The organism is Candidatus Formimonas warabiya (assembly GCF_002777255.1).
In the GTDB taxonomy this organism is placed as follows: domain Bacteria; phylum Bacillota; class Dehalobacteriia; order Dehalobacteriales; family Dehalobacteriaceae; genus Formimonas; species Formimonas warabiya.
Window position 1 is genome coordinate 4,578,582 of sequence record NZ_CP017634.1, and the last position, 18,249, is coordinate 4,596,830.

At 47.6% G+C, this 18,249-nt stretch carries 14 protein-coding genes; 10 read left to right on the forward strand and 4 right to left on the reverse strand.

Translation table 11 applies throughout. The features are described from left to right. Positions 1-32: 32 nt before the first annotated feature. Entirely contained in the window at positions 33-479 is a 447-nt protein-coding gene (locus tag DCMF_RS20770; RefSeq protein ID WP_148136198.1) for a ferritin-like domain-containing protein, read from the forward strand. A 72-nt stretch (positions 480-551) separates the two neighbouring features. On the opposite strand, the gene DCMF_RS20775 is transcribed toward DCMF_RS20770, so the two are convergent. Both DCMF_RS20775 and DCMF_RS20780 read right to left on the reverse strand, forming a co-directional pair. After that, complete coding sequence (locus DCMF_RS20775; RefSeq protein WP_214658782.1) at positions 552-1,019, reverse strand: hypothetical protein; 468 nt, start codon at positions 1,017-1,019, stop codon at positions 552-554. A gap of 208 nt (positions 1,020-1,227) precedes the next feature. Further along, the gene (locus DCMF_RS20780) at positions 1,228-1,851 is read right to left on the reverse strand and encodes a hypothetical protein (RefSeq protein ID WP_148136200.1); all 624 of its coding nucleotides are present in this window, start codon (positions 1,849-1,851) and stop codon (positions 1,228-1,230) included. A gap of 314 nt (positions 1,852-2,165) precedes the next feature. On the opposite strand from DCMF_RS20780, the gene DCMF_RS20785 reads away from it, so the two are divergent. Beyond that, complete coding sequence (locus DCMF_RS20785) at positions 2,166-2,528, forward strand: GlpM family protein (RefSeq protein ID WP_214658783.1); 363 nt, start codon at positions 2,166-2,168, stop codon at positions 2,526-2,528. A gap of 25 nt (positions 2,529-2,553) precedes the next feature. Here DCMF_RS20785 and DCMF_RS20790 read toward each other — a convergent pair whose 3' ends face one another. Further along, positions 2,554-3,378 (reverse strand): DegV family protein, encoded by an 825-nt coding sequence (locus tag DCMF_RS20790; protein ID WP_148136202.1) that lies wholly within the window; start codon positions 3,376-3,378, stop codon positions 2,554-2,556. Positions 3,379-3,640: 262 nt separating this feature from the next. Here DCMF_RS20790 and DCMF_RS20795 point away from each other — a divergent pair, with 262 nt between their 5' ends. Then, complete coding sequence (locus DCMF_RS20795) at positions 3,641-3,958, forward strand: hypothetical protein (RefSeq protein WP_148136203.1); 318 nt, start codon at positions 3,641-3,643, stop codon at positions 3,956-3,958. 114 nt (positions 3,959-4,072) lie between these two features. Continuing rightward, positions 4,073-5,290, forward strand: coding sequence for an IS256 family transposase (locus DCMF_RS20800; protein ID WP_148136054.1), 1,218 nt, complete (start codon positions 4,073-4,075; stop codon positions 5,288-5,290). A gap of 264 nt (positions 5,291-5,554) precedes the next feature. Here the strand turns inward: DCMF_RS20800 and DCMF_RS20805 are convergent, their stop codons facing one another. Beyond that, a complete protein-coding gene (locus tag DCMF_RS20805) occupies positions 5,555-6,433 on the reverse strand; it encodes a peptidylprolyl isomerase (protein WP_214658784.1) in 879 nt (292 codons plus the stop codon). A 392-nt stretch (positions 6,434-6,825) separates the two neighbouring features. Between DCMF_RS20805 and DCMF_RS20810 the strand changes: the two genes are divergently transcribed. The 6 genes from DCMF_RS20810 (at position 6,826) to rph (ending at position 18,237) form a co-directional block, all read left to right on the forward strand. Further along, on the forward strand, positions 6,826-8,745 hold the full coding sequence (locus DCMF_RS20810) for an ABC-F family ATP-binding cassette domain-containing protein (protein WP_148136204.1): 1,920 nt from the start codon (positions 6,826-6,828) through the stop codon (positions 8,743-8,745). Between the two features lie 413 nt (positions 8,746-9,158). Then, positions 9,159-9,539: a (2Fe-2S) ferredoxin domain-containing protein gene (locus DCMF_RS20815; protein WP_236860078.1), complete on the forward strand. Its 381-nt coding sequence runs from the start codon at positions 9,159-9,161 to the stop codon at positions 9,537-9,539. A 369-nt stretch (positions 9,540-9,908) separates the two neighbouring features. Next, on the forward strand, positions 9,909-12,989 hold the full coding sequence (locus DCMF_RS20820; protein WP_214658785.1) for an ATP-binding protein: 3,081 nt from the start codon (positions 9,909-9,911) through the stop codon (positions 12,987-12,989). A 1-nt stretch (position 12,990) separates the two neighbouring features. Next, positions 12,991-14,079 (forward strand): response regulator, encoded by a 1,089-nt coding sequence (locus tag DCMF_RS20825; RefSeq protein ID WP_148136206.1) that lies wholly within the window; start codon positions 12,991-12,993, stop codon positions 14,077-14,079. A 327-nt stretch (positions 14,080-14,406) separates the two neighbouring features. Then, complete coding sequence (locus DCMF_RS20830; protein WP_214658786.1) at positions 14,407-15,378, forward strand: diguanylate cyclase domain-containing protein; 972 nt, start codon at positions 14,407-14,409, stop codon at positions 15,376-15,378. A gap of 213 nt (positions 15,379-15,591) precedes the next feature. Then, positions 15,592-18,237 carry a rifamycin-inactivating phosphotransferase gene (rph, locus tag DCMF_RS20835; RefSeq protein WP_148136208.1) on the forward strand — a complete coding sequence of 882 codons (2,646 nt, stop codon included), beginning with the start codon at positions 15,592-15,594 and terminating at the stop codon, positions 18,235-18,237. Positions 18,238-18,249 lie beyond the last annotated feature (12 nt).

Below are 18,249 nucleotides of genomic sequence, written 5' to 3' on the forward strand. Positions count from 1 at the left end.
ATGGCCATCCTATCTGTGCAGAGGTGATACTCTTGGACGATACTCAATTGCTCTTAGAACTGAATAAAATTATGACCCTGGAGCATGGACATCTTGGCATGTACCGGGACTTTGACCGTCATCAGGATCAGGATATGAGAAGAACATTCAGGCGTTTTGCGGAAGTAGAGGAGGAACACATCCAAAAGATTAAGAACGTGATTCTCAACATGGGCGGGAAAGTTTCCCTGTTGGCCGAAGGGGGAGATATTCTTGGAAAACTGTTTGGGATCACCATCAATCTCGGTTCCGATCATGATTTGATCAAAACCTTTAGCTTTATTGAAAAAAAATCCCATGAGGGATATCAAAAGTTTGTCACCAAACTGGAACAAGACCAGGAGAAGCGCAGCCAGCTGATTGCGGAAATTGCCAGTTCAAACATGTTGGAGGCGTGGTTAATGCACCTTTGGCTGGAGGACAAAATGAAAAAGATCTAGGTGCGTGGATGGCTTTGATAAATAGTAAAGTAAAAAAATAGAAAGCCTCATGACGAGGTTTTCTATTTTTCTCTAACTTTTTTTCTTGCGGGTTTCTATGCTGATAGGTTCAACCTTAATTTCCTCGCGCTGTTCTTCCTCTTCGGCCAGTTCAGCAACTCCCAAAGCAGGTAAAAATGCTTGAATCAAATGGTTCAGAGAATCACCGTTTTTCAGGATATTGAAAAAGTTAAATCCTTTACCCGGGCCCCCGCCGCCGCCTAAAAAGCCCACTTGGCCCATGATCGATGCAATCTGGCCGAATTTTTCCATACCGTTTGCAAAGCCATGTATTTGACCGGAAAGGCCCTGGAGGTTATTGCCTTTTACTAAAGACATAATGGACCCGAACATGCCGGAAGAAGAGCCGGATTTTTTCTGCCGTCCCGTTCCTGCGGGCTGCCTGGGTGCCGGATCAGGTTGGGTTCCCCTGGATCGCCGTCCTCCTGCACCTGGTTGTGTGGTCATAGCCCTGAGTTGATGTCGTCTCCGCCGCACCATTTTTTCTCACCCCCCTTGAATTAATATATGACACGCCTTGTAAAATCGTGTGAGCTGTCCTTATTATTTGCGCAGATTTCCTGCCTTAACGCAATTCCTTCCCTCCTTCAGGCTGATCTGGTGGACAGAGGAAAAAAGGATGCCATGAAAGGCGCATCCCGGTCTGGGCAGCAAGGGGAACTACCCGGAGGGTGACCAGAGGTGTAGATCAGTCAAAATGCTTACTATAGGCCAGTCGGATGGTTGTGACAAGGGACCGGTCCGTCACGCTTGGCTTTAGGGCGCCGTTATTTCCGTCAAAATCAAAGATTAAAAGACTTTCATCTTCGATTTTAAACCAGCCGGTAATTTTTCCGTCACTGTTTGCTCCCTGAAATTCATCATACTGGGCCCGGTATTTTTTTAATACTTCCAGCCCATTGTCGCCAACTTTTACGCCGGAATCAAGGGGGAATTCCGGGGTATCCACGCTAACATCCAATACTTTTTGGGAATCCTTCCCCACCATGATGTTGATGCCGGAGTCATAACGGCAGATGATCTGAGGTTCCCCATAATAGCCAGGTTCTTCGTTTATCGTCTCGGTAAACCGATCACCCAAAACTTTTTGCACCTTTTCCCGGGAATCCCCCAGGCTGATTCCCCCCAAACTGGTTTTTCCCGTCCTTTCCTGATCTGCATGGCCCGGCTCATTCTCTTGGCGGTCCGGGTTATCCTCTCTGATTTCCTCCTCACGGTCACCGGGCTTTGTATTGTCACCTATCCATGCGCAAGCAAAAACAGCAAGGGAAAGAACACCCAATAAAACGAATAAAGATAATTTTTTCAACATGTTACACCTCCTTCATGATTGACTGGGGAAGGCCCCAAAATGTTCCCGGAATAGCGTCTGTAGCTCCACTTTTATGGGACAACCTTGGCCAGAAAAAGCTCCCTTTGCCGGGGGGCCATAGTGCGAATAGGATGGGGATAGATGGATGAGAGAATTTGATGAATGAAAAGCCTATTCCGGTGACAAAATCGGTATAGCAGGACAAAATGATTCGGGCAAGACCACCTTTCTGCCCAAATGGTTTTCCTCAAAGGGGTTGACCAACTTGGATTTGGGCGTTAAAATTCTAAAAGATGGAAGATAGGAGCAGAAAAATGAATCTTACCGAAGCGGTTTCCAGGTTTATTGCAGGGGGAAGCCTGATCTTGCTTGTCAGCTATCTGGGCAAAACAAAAAACCCCTATGTTTCGGGGTTAGCAGTGTTATTTCCCATCGTTACAACTGTGGGCTATTATTTCCTCTCCCTGTCCATGGAAGGCCAGGAACTGCAAAGGGTGGTTCTGGTCAGTATATGCGCCGTTCCCACAACCATTGCCTTTTTAATCACTCTATATTTTACCATCGGAAAATTACCGGTTTGGCAATCGCTGCTTTTGGGCATTGTGGCCTGGTTCATTTCCGCCCTATTACTGATTTTATTGGACAAATATTTCTTCCGTTTTTTATCCCGTTCATGAAATTATTCAATAGATCCTCTCTGGGTTAGACTGCGATAATGATGCCTCCTTTTCCCGCATAGGTCCCCATGGTGGGCCCCATCTCATTCAAAAGCACTTCTTTCGGGTGGACCTTTTCCATGAGTGCCTCCTTTAAATATTTGGCGTCTTCCCAATTATCTACATGGGTAATGCCTAAAAGCCGGTCGGAAAAATCCCTCCGGCTTTGAGTGATGGTTTCCACCACTTTCTGCAAAAACCTTTTTTTCCCCCGGATCTTTTCTACCACCTCTACGGCCCCTTCTACTCCCTGAGCCAGAACCTTAATGTCGAGAATTTTGGCCAGCGCCCCGGTAAACCTGTTCAAACGGCCTCCTTTTACAATATTCTCCAGTGTATCCAAGAGGATGAAGATATTCATCTCCGACCGGAACAGGGTAAGCTTTTTGACGATTTCTTCCCGGGACAGCCCTTGGGCGGCCAGTTCGACGGTCTTAAGGATCTGTATGCCGTGGCCGAGGGACCCGGACAAGGTGTCAAAAACGGCCACATCTTTGCGGGAGATATCTTTTCCCTGGCATGCGGAGAGATAGGTGCCGCTGAGTTTGGAGGACAGAGTGAGACAGAGGAGAGGCCCCAAAGGAGAAATCTCCTGAAACAGCTGGGCAAAGGCACCGGGCGAGGGCTGGGAGGTCCTGGGCAGCACCGGGGAATGGATCATCTTTTCCGCAAAATCCCGGGGTTTGATCGTGACCCCTTCGGTGTATTCCTGTCCGTCCATGTATACTGTGAGCGGGACCACATGAATATGATGCTTTTTGATCAGTTCCGGAGGAAGATCTGAGGAACTGTCCGTGATGATTTGGAGCAAAGCACTTACCTGCCTTCAAAATTTTTTATCTATCGGTAATCGATCGGTATTGTTTTCTCCCTAGTATTCGTTATCGCAGGGTAATATCCTTCTCCGGTCTTACGGAAGGAAGATGATGGGATAGGGAGGGTTTTGTTGTGTCTTTTTTTTGCCGAAGGATACATGATTTGGCGGGAAAGTGTCAGAAGATGGGGGAATTTTTGTTAAGGATTTTGCCTTCTTTTGTAGAAATATATTTAGGAAAAAAAGAGGGGGTGGGAATATGTCTATGAAAGTAGATGATTTTGCTGTAGAAGTCGAATTCCTGGTAGGTAATGTCTTTCATTGCGGGCGGTTTGGGTTTGGCGGCGTAGCGGATGCGGATTTTATCAAGAAAAGAATGTATACGGCTATGGCCTGTGCTTTAGCCAGCTATTACCGGGTGGCAGATTTTTTGAAGCAGCAGGCCATTGAGGAGTTCCTAGACAAATATAACTATTATAGCGACAAAAGAATGGAAGAGATCATTGAAAAAAAAGGGGAATGTGAAGTGGAAACGATCATCAAAGATTTTAGGGAATTAATTCTGGAATTATCTTAGAAACCTCAATCTTTACGCCAAAAAGACTCGCCGGCAGGCGAGTCTTTCATTTGTTTCGAGGACGTTTAAACTTTCGTGTAATTGGTAATAATAACCACAAAGGAGATGTTATCAATGAACGAAAGAGCAAATGAACTAGTAAAACTATTGGCGCAGGAATGCAGCAGCATGGAGGACATCCATACAATGCTGAAAAATCTGTTCAGCGGAACCATTGAGCAGATGCTGGAAGCAGAAATGGATGAGCATTTAGGATACGATAAGCACAGTCCGGCAGGAGATCTGAGCGGAAACAGCCGGAACGGCTACAACCAAAAAACGATTCAAACGCAAATGGGAAAGACGGAAATCAAGGTTCCGCGAGACCGAAACGGAGAATTTGAACCGCAGCTTATAGAGAAATATCAGACAAAATCTAACAATCTGGAGCAGCAAGTGATAGCCATGTACCAAAAAGGGATGTCTACCCGTGATATAGAGGCACACCTTCGTGATATATATGGGGTAGACGCATCACCGGCCCTGATCAGTCGCATTACAGACAAAATCATGCCGCAGCTGATGGAGTGGCAGTCAAGACCGTTGGAGAGCATATATCCTGTAACTTTCTTTGATGGAATTGTCTTCAAAGTGCGTAAGGACGCCAAGATCATCAACAAGTGTGCCTATACAGTATTAGGGATTAACATGGAAGGCAGGAAAGAGATATTAGGTATTTGGATCAGCGAAAATGAGAGTGCAAGCTTTTGGGCAACGGTGGTCAATGAGATGAAAAACCGGGGCATCAACGACATTTTCATTGCGTGTCATGACAATTTAAACGGATTATCGACGGCGATAAACAGCGTGTTCCCGAAGACTGAGCAACAGCTTTGTATCATCCACCAAATCAGAAACTCAACAAAGTATGTTTCCTATAAAGATTTAAAACCTATTATGGCGGATTTAAAGACAGTCTATCAGGCTCCCTGTGAGGAGGACGCCCTTTATCATCTTGAGGAATTTGGGGAGAAATGGGGCAAAAAATATCCTCAAATCTCAAAGTCATGGCGAGATAACTGGAGCGAGCTTTCGGTATATTTTAAGTATCCGGAGAATGTCAGAAGGCTGATTTATACGACAAATGCCGTAGAAGGATTTCATCGAATGCTCCGGAAATTTACCAAAACCAAGACCACCTTCCCCGGCGATGAGGCGCTCAAGAAATCAGTTTACCTATCTATTATGGAAATTGAGAAAAAATGGGGATTACCCATGCGCGATTGGGGAATAATAATGGGACAGATGTCTATTTTCTTTGAGGAACGTCTGTCGGGCAACAAAAGCGCATAGCTCTTCGGGGGCTCTGCCCCCGAAACCTCCGGAGTTTTTCGGGTTGGGAATCTAAGCAATGAAAAAGCAGCCCCTTTTAAGACTGCATTTTCCATTGCTTGAGTTCCACAGTCAGATCCTCAGGTTGCCCTCCGGCAGAGCCTTGTCCCTCTGGCTGTACTACAATTTTACCCATTATTGCAAGGTCTTAAACCTTGTTAGGGATAACTAATTACACGAAATATGAAACATTCCCTTTGTTTCGGCAATTTTAGTTTCCAAAGGTTACTTTTTTTCCAGGAAGTTTTCCACCGCATATTCCTTATATTTTTCGTCCATCCAGCTGCTGTATTTGCTTTGTATTTTTTCGTTTAATAAGGTATCTTTAATTTCATCTTTGTGGTCTGCCAGTTTACCATCCTGTGCTTCTTTCCTATTTTCCACCTGGATAATGTGATAGCCGTATTCGGTTTTTACCGGATCACTGATTTTACCTACACCCAGAGAGAAGGCAGCCTCCTCAAATTCCGCCACCATTTGGCCGCGGGAGATAAAGCCCAGTTCTCCTCCCTGATCCTTATTGCTGGTATCGATAGAATATTTTTTCGCCAGTTCGGCAAAGTCTCCTCCGGCGGCTAATTTTGCTTTCACTTCTTTGGCGGTATCTTCACTTTCCACCAGAATATGGCGTACCTGCACCTGTTCTTGTTGGGCAAATTGGGCTTTGTTTTCCGTAAAATAATTGTTTATTTCCTCTTCGGATATGGAAATTTGAGGTTCCAGAAGCTTTTTCACTTCCATGCTGGACTTGACGTCTTTTTTCACATCATCCAAAGAAAGACCGTACATTGCCAGTGTTTGGTTAAATGCTTCCTGCCCGCCATATTGGTCCGTTAATTTTTGTACTTCTTCTTCGATTTCTTTGTCCGTTACGGAAACTTTATTTTTCTGAACCTCTTTTTCCCTTATTTTATCTGCAATTAAAGAATCCAATACCTCCTGGCCATTCTGTTTAACTAAACTGTCATACAGTTCCTCTTTGGTTACAGGATCACCGTCTACACGAGCCACAACTTCATTTGAGCATGCGCTGCCTAGAGCCACTACCATTCCCAGAATCATCAGCAGCATGAAAAGATAAATTTTTCTTTTTCCCTTTAGCACCGTCTAATTTCTCCTTTATCAGATATTTTAAAGTTCGAAAGTATTTTACGACAGGAATCTAAACCCATTGTACCAATGAAATGTTTCAACCATGTTACAAAGAGAAATCTTTGCATCTGCCAATTTTGCCTAACACGTTTCCTATTTTATTCTTTTTTGGGAAAAAAGCAACCCGGTAAGGAGGGAAGACCTGTAACCCTATGAATAGGGTAAATGAGAGAAATTAAGGATCCCCGCGGCAGGAAATTGATCAGTAAAAGAGAATAGCAAAATCAGCAAACCATCATCCCTCTCCTTCCCGGATTTTGGTGCCCAAAATCTGAAACGGGGATACGTGAGAGCAAACCGGGATAAGATCATATCAAAAAGAAAGAGATGGCAGAAGACGGCACATGAATATACTCTCGATGGAAAACATGATCAAAAGCTATGGTGAAAAGGTATTATTCGATATTCCGTCCTTCGGGATGGAGGAGAATGATAAAATAGGCTTGATTGGCGTGAACGGGACAGGGAAGTCAACCTTACTGAAAGTTATAGCCGGGATCGAGGCTCCGGACAAAGGGAGGCTTACGGTAGGAAATAATCTCCGGATGGAATATTTGCCCCAGGACCCCTCTTTTGATCCTGAGGCAACTGTGCTCCAGCAAATCTTTAAAGGCGATTCTCCCATGATGACATTGTTGAAAGCGTACGAAAATGCCTTAGAAAAAGCAAACCATAGCATGGACTCTGGTGCTTGGCAAAAGAAATTACTGGCATTGAATCAGCAGATGGATCAGATGAACGCCTGGAATATGGAGAGTGAAGCTAAAACCGTTTTGACCCGGCTGGGGATCTTTAATTTTGAGGCCAAAGTAGGAAGCTTATCCGGGGGACAAAGAAAAAGAATTGCTCTAGCCGCTGTTTTGATCAACCCGGCCGACTTAATGATTCTGGATGAGCCGACCAACCATATTGACAATGAAACGGTAGACTGGCTGGAAGAATATTTGAACAGGCGGAAAGGGGCCCTTTTAATGGTGACCCACGACCGCTATTTCTTGGACCGGGTCGCTAACCGCATTATTGAGCTGGACCGGGGAAAACTCTATACCTATTCAGGCAGTTACAGCATGTTTCTGGAGAAAAAAGTGGACCGGGAAGAACAGGAGCTGGCGGCGGAAAGATCACGGGAAAACCTTTATCGCCGTGAATTAGCCTGGATCCGCAAAGGCGCGAAAGCCCGGACTACCAAGCAAAAAGCAAGGATCGACAGGTTCGAAAAGCTGAAAGAAGGGATGGGGGAAACTGGGCGGGAAAGTTTTGAAATATCTGCCGGTGCAACCCGTCTGGGCAAAAAAGTATTTGAACTGGCCCATGTCTCAAAAAGTTTTGGCGCCCAAAAGGTGATCGATGATTTCAGTTTTGTTTTCTCCCGCCGGGACCGGATCGGCATTATCGGGCCCAATGGCATTGGTAAAACCACGCTTTTAAATATCATTTCCGGGAGACTGAGCCCTGATCAAGGAAAGGCGGAAAAAGGACAGACCGTGAAACTGGGCTATTTTTCCCAAGAAAATCAGGAGATGGATGAAAACCTGCGTGTGATCGATTATATCAAAGAAGAAGGGGAGCAAATATCTACTTCCGATGGTAGAATCATCAGCGCAGCCCAAATGCTGGAACGTTTTCTTTTTTCCTCCCGGGTTCAGTGGACACCGATCGGGAAACTGTCCGGAGGAGAAAAAAGGAGGCTCTATTTATTGCGTGTACTGATGGGGGCTCCCAACGTATTATTGTTGGATGAGCCAACCAACGATTTAGACACCACAACCCTCACCATCCTGGAAGATTATCTGGATGATTTTCCCGGCGTGGTGATTGCAGTCTCCCATGACCGGTATTTTCTTGACCGGGTGGTGGAGCAGATATTTGCTTTTCAGGATCACGGTGTGGTTCTGCCTTACGTGGGCAACTATTCGGACTATCAGGATTTTGTCCGGCGCGGGGGGAAGGGGACGGAAAAGCTTCCCCCGGATAAAAGGGAGAACAAGGAGAAGAATTTTAAAAACAAGCAGGCGACCCTTAAATTCACCTACAAAGAGCAAAAGGAATATGAAGAGATTGACGACGTGATTACCGGGATGGAAAATGAATTAAAAGAGGTCCAGGAAAGAATCAATGCCGCGGGCAGCGATTTTATACTGCTTCAGGATTTGCTCAAGAAACAGGAGGAACTGGAACAACAACTGGCGGAAAAGATGGAACGCTGGACTTACCTGAATGAATTAGCCGAAGAAATTGCCCGGGAAAAGAAACCTAAACAGTAGAATCAATCCGGACAGAGTGATTCCATAAAGGTAACATATATTTTACTCTGTCTATTCCAAAAACCGAATGAGGATATGTTCTAAAAATTGAACAAGTTCGAAAATTAGAATTTATGGAATAGAGTGCCAGAAATTCCAAACAGATAGGCGCGGAACCAGATCGTTATTTTGAACGAAGAAAAATTATTTGTTCGGAAAATAGGACATTTGACAATTGCTTTAAGCGTCGATGGGTAAAGATCCTGGGGGGGAAGGAAGGAAAATTCTTGGCATAAATCTTGCTAAAAATAACAATGGGAAAGTAGATGAAAGCTTCTAAATGAATGCTTCTAAATGAAAGCTTGTCAGGAATCCATTGCGGAGAGTCCTTGTGATAAGGGAAAGTTTTGAGGTAGATGAGTGGGGGGATAAAAATGAGTTCGATGATCACATTAAGTGAAAAAATCGAGATACCGGTTAATCAAATGAGACAAAGAAGAGAAAACCAGGAGACCAGAATCATGGTGGGGATGGGAACCTGTGGGATAGCGGCCGGTGCGGAAGAGGTTTTTCAAACCCTGGCTGAGGAATTAGATGACTGGGGTATAGAAGATGCCCAGCTTGTAAAAACCGGTTGTATGGGATTGTGCAAATGGGAACCTATGGTAGAGGTGATCAAACCGGGAAAAGGGAAAACAACCTATGTCCATGTAACGCCGGAGAAAGCCCGGCGCATCGTGGAGGAGCATATTATTGAAGGAAAAGTTGTCAAGGAATTTTGTCCGGGAGACGGAAAACAAGAGACAACGGCATAATATGGCAAAGACACAAGGCGGGAGATTCCCGCCTTACTTTTTTTCTGTACCAGGAAAAATTTAATTCTGCCCATCCTGTTGGAATATTCCATCGTGCCCTTCGGCAGTAAGGATTAAATGTATTTTTGGCGCTAAAATCAGTTAAGCTGTGGTTGAGTGGGAACCTGTATAATAACATTAACAGGAGAAGTTATTTGTGTTTATGTTTATATCCTTTGACGATATAATTAAGCTGCAAATCGAATAATAGTGGCTTTAAGTCAAAAAGTCGGGTGGGCAAAATAGTTTTAACCAGACTAATTTGGCGCAGGTCCCCCGCATACTTGGGGACATTCCAGTATTGCCACGGGAATGAGAGAGGTGGACAGGGTGGAAGATAGAATAAATAAAAAGCGTATGTTGATGCTGTCCGGTGTGATGATCTCTATCATTGCCGCCATTTTCATATTCAGCTTGTCAAAGCCGGATACCAACCGGAACCATCCTGAGAATGGAATATTGGACCTGCAAGGTTGGGAACCGGAGCAGGATGGGGCTTTGAGCCTAAGGGGACAATGGGATTTTTACTGGAAACGATTCTTGTCCTATCAGGAAATTGCCTCCGGCAGACCTGAACCCGACCTGGCGGCAGCTGTGCCGGGAGAATGGAATAAATCTAAGATAGACGGCCAAAAGCTACCTGGCATAGGCTACGGCACTTACGTTGTAAAGGTGGTGAACGCCCCGGAAGGCAAGCCCCTGGCCATGAGAGTTCCCCCCTATTCCACAGCCTATGAATTATATATCAACGACCGTCTTCTTTCCTCTAATGGTAAGGTCGGTACCAGCAAGGAAAACTATGCGCCGGAATACCGGCCTCAAGTAGTGGAGTTTACTCCTCCCGGAACCAGCTTTGAGATTATCGTACATATCGCCAACTTCATTTATTCCCGGGGAGGCATGTGGTACGCCCTCAGTCTCGGTACGCCGGAGCAAATCCACAGCATGGACAGAACCATTGTGAACAAGGATTTGTTTTTATTCGGCGCTTTATCTGTGATGGCACTCTATTACCTGAGCATTTTTTTACTGCGGCGTGAGGATAAGAGCAGTTTGTATTTCGTATTTATGTGTGTGATATTTGCAAGCCGGATCGTGGTATATGGGGACTATTTGATTTACAAGCTGATTCCCTTTATAAGTTACCATGCTATTGTCACTATCGAATATATGACTGTGTGCTACTTTCCTGTTTCTGCCGCCTTTATGATCGGAACATTGTTTCCGGAAGAAAACTCTAGAAGGGTCTTGAAAGTGGTATTCGCTTATGCGGCAGCCATGACACTGCTTTTCTTGCTGACCCCGATTTCCTTTTACACCGGCTTGGTCTATTACATTCAGATCGCCGCAATTCTCATTGGCATGTATTCTATAGTCACCTTGTGTATGGCGTTCCTGAAGGGAAAAAAAGACTCCATAACCGTGCTGCTGGGAGCGCTGGCGTTAATCATATGTGCGGTATATGACATGCTGTACCAGGATAATATCATCGTCAGCAACGTGGGCGAACTGGTGCCATTGGGCTTATTCATCCTGCTGTTTTTACAGTCCTTTGTCCTTTCCAGAAGGTTCGCGGAGGCGTTCAAGGATGTCCGCGCCCTGTCTCAGAAGCTCCTGAAGCTGGACAAGATCAAGGATGAATTTCTTGCCAACACTTCCCATGAACTACGTACACCTTTAAACGGCATCCTCGGTATTACGGAGGCCATGCTCAAGGGAAGCGACGGCCAGCTGGACGAACGGCAAAAACAAAGCCTGTCCATGATCGCAGGCAGCAGCAGGAGGCTTGCCAATCTGGTCAATGATATCCTGGATTATTCCAAAATGAAAAACGGAGATATTCTGCTCAACATCCGGCCCATCCAAATCGAGGGTTTGATCCATACCGTGGTAAATGTTTTTAAACAGCTGAACCGGTCCAAGGAATACGAAATCATTGCCGAAATTCCGGAAGGACTTCCTCCCGTTCTGGCAGACGAAAACCGGGTGGTGCAAATACTGTACAACCTGGTAGGCAATGCGGTGAAATTTACCGCCAGAGGCTATATCCGGCTTTCAGCAATAAAAAGGGAAAAGATGCTGGAAATCCGCGTCAGCGATACGGGGGAAGGTATCCGGTCAGACAGGCTGGAGGACATCTTCAAATCCTTTGAACAGGTGGATACTTCCCTGACGCGCCGGCATGGAGGAACCGGTCTGGGCCTTTCCATCACGAAGCAGCTTGTAGAATTGCAGGGAGGCAGCATCCGGGTGGAATCCCACCCGGGTGAGGGCTCCCGGTTCTATTTTACACTGCCCTTGGCCGATGGGCTGCAGAAAGGGGCGGAACCTGCCGCGGAGGCCAAGGGACCGGGCAGAATGGCGCAGGAATTGGGCGCACCCCTTGAGGAAGTCTCTGCCAGCATCGAAAGGTTGGAAGAAAGCACCCGGGTCCTTCTGGTAGACGACGACCCGGTCAATCTGCAGGCCGCTGCAGCCATATTAAGGCTGGGCGGCCATGGGGTTATTGCGGTAAGCAGCGGCAAGGCCGCCCTGGCGGAGTTGGACCGGCATAAGGATTATTCTCTGATGGTGCTGGACGTGATGATGCCGGAGATGTCCGGCTATGAGGTGTGCCGGAGGCTCAGGGAAAGCAGGTCAATTTTCGAGCTGCCCGTGCTGATGCTGACCGCCAAGGCCACCACCGAAGATATTGTCATGGGCTTTGAGGCGGGGGCCAATGATTACCTCCCCAAACCTTTTGAGCCCGAGGAACTGCTGGCGAGAGTCAGGACCCTTACCGAGCTGAAAGCCTCGGTGGACAAGGCGATGGCCGCAGAAGTAGCCTTCATGCAGGCGCAGATCAAGCCCCACTTCCTTTTCAACACCTTAAACGCCATTTCCGCCCTCTGCGACAGTGATCCGGGGCGCGCCCAGCGGCTCATCGACGTTTTTTCCACTTATCTCCGGGAAAGCTTTGATTTCAAGAGTCTTGAGATGTATGTGCCCATTGAAAGGGAAATGAGCCTGGTCAGCTCCTATGTGGAGATAGAAAGGGCCCGGTTCGGGGACAAGCTCCGGGTGGAGTTTGATATGGACCATACCGTAAAGATCAGGATACCCTTGCTTTCCATACAGCCCCTGGTAGAAAACGCCATCAGTCATGGCCTCAGAAAAAAGGGGGGCAAAGGTACCGTCACCATATCGGTAAAAAAGGTGACCGAAGGCGTACGGGTGACGGTGGAGGACGACGGGAAGGGCATCCCCGAAGACAAGCTGGCAGAACTGCTGACGGGGCCGGCAGGGCAGGGAATCGGCCTCTGGAATACGGACAGGAGACTGAAAAAATTATTAGGGAAAGGGCTTACCATAGAAAGTGTCCCCGGCAAGGGCACCCGGGTAGCCTATATTGTCCCGCCGGAGGTGATTTGAGTTGATCAGAACGATCATTGTAGACGATGAACAGCTCGCTATCGACAAGATGGAAAGACTGCTCAGGGACAGCGGCCTGGCAGCGGTGGAAGGAAGGTTCACCGAGCCCTTGGAAGCACTGGAGTTTCTAAAAGAAAACAAGGTCGATGCCGTATTCCTGGATATAGAGATGCCGGAAATGGACGGCATGGAGCTGTCCAGCCGCATCATGGACCTGCAGGGGGAGGCTGCCGTGATCTTTGTCACGGCTTATAACCAATACGCGGTAGAGGCCTTCCGCCTGAATGCCCTGGATTACCTGATGAAGCCGGTGACGGCGGAAAGATTGGGGGAAACCCTGCATCGAATTATAGAAGGAAAAAGCCTGCCCGTGCCTGCTGGAGAAATGCGGGTCCGGTGCTTCGGCAGATTCGGCGTCAAAGCCGGACGGGAAAGCATAAAGTTTCGCACCGAAAAAGCGGAAGAGCTTCTGGCTTTTCTGATTGACAAAAGAGACTCCTTCGTCAGCCGGAGGGAAATCCTCGATGGCATCTGGGAGGAATTTGACGGAGACAGGGCCCTGGCCCATTTCAACACCACCCTCCATTATGTAAAGAAGGCGTTGCTGTCCTATGGAATCCAGATCCCCATCACCTATGACAGGGGAGGCTACAAATTTAACCTGGAAGCCCTCACCTGCGACTACCTGAAATTCTGTGCCTTTGCGGAAAAGCCCGGCGGCGCCGGACAGGAAAACATTCTGGAATATGAGGAAACGGCCGGACTTTATACAAAAGAGTACCTTGCCGGCTGGGAATACGGTTGGGTGGAAAGAAAACGTCTGCTTCTGGAGGAGCAGTTTATCCGGCTGCTCCTTGAAATAGGGGAATTCTACAAAGAGACAGGAGACTTTCAGAAGGCTGCCGGCTGGCTGAAGACTGGGCTGATGAGGGAACCGCTCCACAGGGAAATGAACTACCATCTGGTGGAAATTCTCCTGCTGGCCCATGAGCGGATGCTGGCCGTAAAATATTATGAGCTTTACAGAAAGGAACTTAAGAAAAAGCTGAACCAGGAACCGGACGATGCTTTCCGGAAGCTGCTGCGGTAAGCCCGGCTGCGGTCGGGTAGCGGGGGAAAAAATTTTTATAGGGGAAAATGCCGTTAAGCACCTGAACCTTTTGAGACACAGGGGATTCAGGTGCTTTTTTAAAATAATCCGTTGAACGGGGGTTAAGTGGAAAATTATAAATAATTAGATAAATGCAGTGTTGATATAAATAAAGAAAACGTAATTTGTTTATCGCAAATTGCGTTTTTTTATTTTCCGATGGGTTAAGAAATGAAATACGCAGCCGAAAATTGTAATAGAAAATTATGGATTGGAGCATGGGAAAGTTTATTTTACCGGCTGTCTCTGCACGGGAGGGGGAGAATCATGGGGAATAAGAAGGCTTCTATTCTAGTGGTTGATGATAATGACGATGATCTTCAGGTGCTTGGAGAAGTGATAGAAAAGGAAGGCTATCAGCCTGTCCTTGCTTCTGGCGGAGAGCAGGCCTTAGAATTGATCAGCATGAAGAAGCCTGATCTAATTCTGCTTGATGCGACGATGCCGGAAATGAACGGTTATGTGGTGTGCCGCCGTTTGAAAAAAGACCCGGAGACAAGAGATATTCCTGTTATTTTTCTGACGTCGGAGTGGGAAGATGAGGATATTGTCAAATGTTTTGAGTCCGGTGGGGCTGATTATCTCAAAAAACCTTTCGATTCCATAGAGTTGTTGGCCAAACTGAAAACTCATATCGAATGGAAAAAGTCCCGTAATGAAGTTAAGCACTTGGATGAATTGCTTCAGAAAAAGAATCAGGAACTGAGTGAGGCCAATAAGATCATCAAAGTGAAAACCCAACAACTGAACCAGGTCATGGGTTTATTAGAGCAGGACACAAGAACGGACCCGCTGACAGGACTATGCAACAGAAGACATGCCCTGAAGCTTATTGATGACGAGGTAGTTCGATATCAACGCAACCAAAAGCCCTTTTCTTTGGTGATTTCGGCGATTGAGGATCTGGACGTAATCCATGATACCTACGGACATGATTGTGGCCATGCTGTGCTGCAAATGGTTACACAAATTTTTATTTCCACGGTTCGGGAAATGGACTCTGTAGCCAGGTGGGGCGAGGGAGAGTTTCTCATCATCCTGCCCGAAACCGGATTCGCCGGGGCAAAGATGCTGGAGAAAAGGATCAGAAAAAAGTTAGAAGAACAGGCGTTTTTTTACAACAAGGAGATAATCCCCATCACGATGACCTTTGGGGCGGCCACTTTTATCGGTGGGGAAAGTAAAGAAGACGTGATTAAACGGGCCGACAATGCTTTAAATAAGAAAAGTAAGAGATAAAATCACATGAAAAGTATAATCGGGTCGTTTTTTCCCTAAGGAAAGATCAAAAATCCGGATTGTCATCCCCCCGGGTTTTTTTCTTTTTGTCCAGGGGATATTTTTCAGGACCTACTGACAATATTTTCTAACCGGGCCTGAAATAAAACAAACCGGGAAAGGATATAATTTTTTTAAACACGGCAAAAATTGATGAGGAGAAATAGGGAAAAGATGGAGAAGCATGTTTTATATTTTTCTGAGATTGACCGATCCCATTTACCCCAGGTGGGGGGAAAAGGCGCTAACCTGGGAGAGATGACAAAAGCCGGTTTTCCTGTTCCTCAAGGATTCTGTGTCACCACAGGGGCCTACCGGACATTTATGCGCACCAGCCGAGAAATGACGGAACTGTTTGACCTGCTCGACCGGCTAAGTCCTGACAATTTAGAGCAGATTCGCACCCTGGGACAACGTATCCGGGCGCACCTGCACGCGCTTGCCATGCCTGAAGACATCAAGGCAAGCATTTTAGAAGCGTGGAAGACCTGCGGGGCCCAAAAGGCCTATGCGGTGCGCTCCAGCGCTACGGCGGAGGATTTACCGGGTGCGTCATTTGCCGGACAGCAAGAGACCTATTTGAATGTGCGCGGGCAGGAGCAATTGCTCCAGGCGGTGCAAAAATGTTGGGCGTCCCTGTTTACGGACCGGGCCATCTCCTACCGGGCGAAAAACGGCTTCCATCACCGTGCCGTCTTTCTTTCTGCCGTGGTTCAAGAGATGGTCTTTCCGAAAGTATCCGGAATTATGTTTACCGCAGACCCTGTCACCGGGCACCGGAAAACCATCTCCATCGATGCCGGTTTCGGCCTGGGGGAAGCTCTGGTGTCGGGACTGGTCACAGCGGATTTGTACCAGGTGCGGTCCCAGGAAATTATCAAAAAGCAGATTGCCCGTAAGAAAATAGCCATTTACGCCCTTCCGGAAGGGGGGACCGTGACACAGGATCTGCCCCGGGAAAAGCAGGAAGCACAGGCGCTGCCGGATGACAAAATCAGGGAACTGGCCAGACTGGGCCAGAAAATTGAAGTGTACTACCGTTCGGAACAAGACATTGAATGGTGTTTGGCAGAGGAAAAATTTTATGTGGTGCAAAGTCGTCCCATTACGTCTCTCTACCCTGTTCCCCATGCCCCGGATGATAAACTGCACCTCTTTATATCCATCGGTCATGCCCAGATGATGACGGAGGCCATGAAACCCTTAGGAATATCAGTACTAAAGACTTTAGTGCCTGTAGGCAAAAATACGCCTCAGGCGGAGAGCCGCCTTCTGTCGGAAGCCGGGGGAAGGCTGTATTTAGATATGAACGAGGTACTGGAGTATCCCCAGGCAAGAAAAAGGCTGCCGGAATTGCTGGGCAATGTGGATGAGCTGATCGGGCGCACCCTCCGGGAGTTTTTGGAGCGAGAGGATTTTCTGGAGGCATTGCAGCCCGGCCAAAAAATGGAGTTTGGCTTGGTGAAAAAAGTCTTTCCCACGGCCTTTGCGGTAATAAGAAATATTTTGTATCGTCAGCATGGCCAGGTTTTTGATGAGATGAACCGGTTTATTGCCGAAAATGTCCGGGAAAACAGCAAGAAGCTGCAGGAAGTGTCGGGAGCGGACCGGATCACGCTGGTTCAGGAAATGCTGCCGGCAGTATTGGCAAAGGTCTTGCCCAAGGCGGCTCCCTATATGGGCTCCGCCCTGATTACCTATAAATTAATCGAGGGGCTGTCCAAAAAGTGGCTGGGCGATGCCGCTGAATTAGCCGGTATCAGTAAATCTCCTCCGGGAAATGTGACCAGTGAAATGGGATTGGCCTTGGGAGACCTGGCCGATGCCGTAAGAAGACATCCTGCCGTTATGGAATACCTAAAGCAGGCCCGCGATGACACTTTTTTGGCGGGCTTAAGCACGGTGCCCGGCGGAAAAGAGGTTTTGCCTATGTTTCAGCATTTCTTTGAACGATATGGGATGCGGGGAACGGGGGAAATCGATATTACCCGCCCCCGGTGGCGCGAGACTCCCACTCAGTTGGTCCCTGCTCTGCTCAGCCACATCAAAGGCGGGGCCCCCGGGCAGCACCGCCTCAATTTTCAGGCAGGAAAAGAAGAGGCTGAGCGTGCCGCCGGCAGGATGCTGGAGCGCCTGAAGCAAGTGCCCCGAGGATTCTTGAAGGCCCGGCGCATGCATCGGCTGATCAAGGTGCACCGGGCCTTGATCGGGATTCGGGAGCATCCCAAATATTTTATTGTGCAGAATCTGGACTTGATCAAACAGGCAATTTTGCAGGAGGCGGCCCAATTAGTGAAGGCAGGAGTCCTGGATGATGCGGAAGACGTGTTCTGGTTTTCCCTGCAGGAAATCAAAGAAATGATAGAAAGACAGCAAGCGGATCCGGATCTGATTAGCGAGAGAAAGGAAAAATTTTACCAGGATCAGAAACTGACTCCTCCCCGGGCCATCACCAGTGCGGGAGAAATCGTTACGGTGAAACCGGGCGCTCAGGTGCCCCCAGGGGCACTGGCCGGCAGTCCGGTTTCAGCGGGAAGGGTGGAGGGCCGGGCCCGGGTGATTCTCAGGCTGGAAGAAGCATCCCTGGAGAAAGGGGATATTCTGGTGGCGCCCTACACCGACCCGGCCTGGACGCCTTTATTTCCCCTGGCGGCCGGTTTGATAACGGAAGTGGGCGGCTTAATGACCCATGGGGCAGTGGTCGCCCGGGAATACGGAATTCCTGCCGTAGTGGGGGTGGACGAAGCCACGCACAGAATCCAGAGCGGGCAGAGAATTCGCGTGGATGGTACCCAAGGATATGTAGAGATTTTGGAATAGGGGAGGAAAACC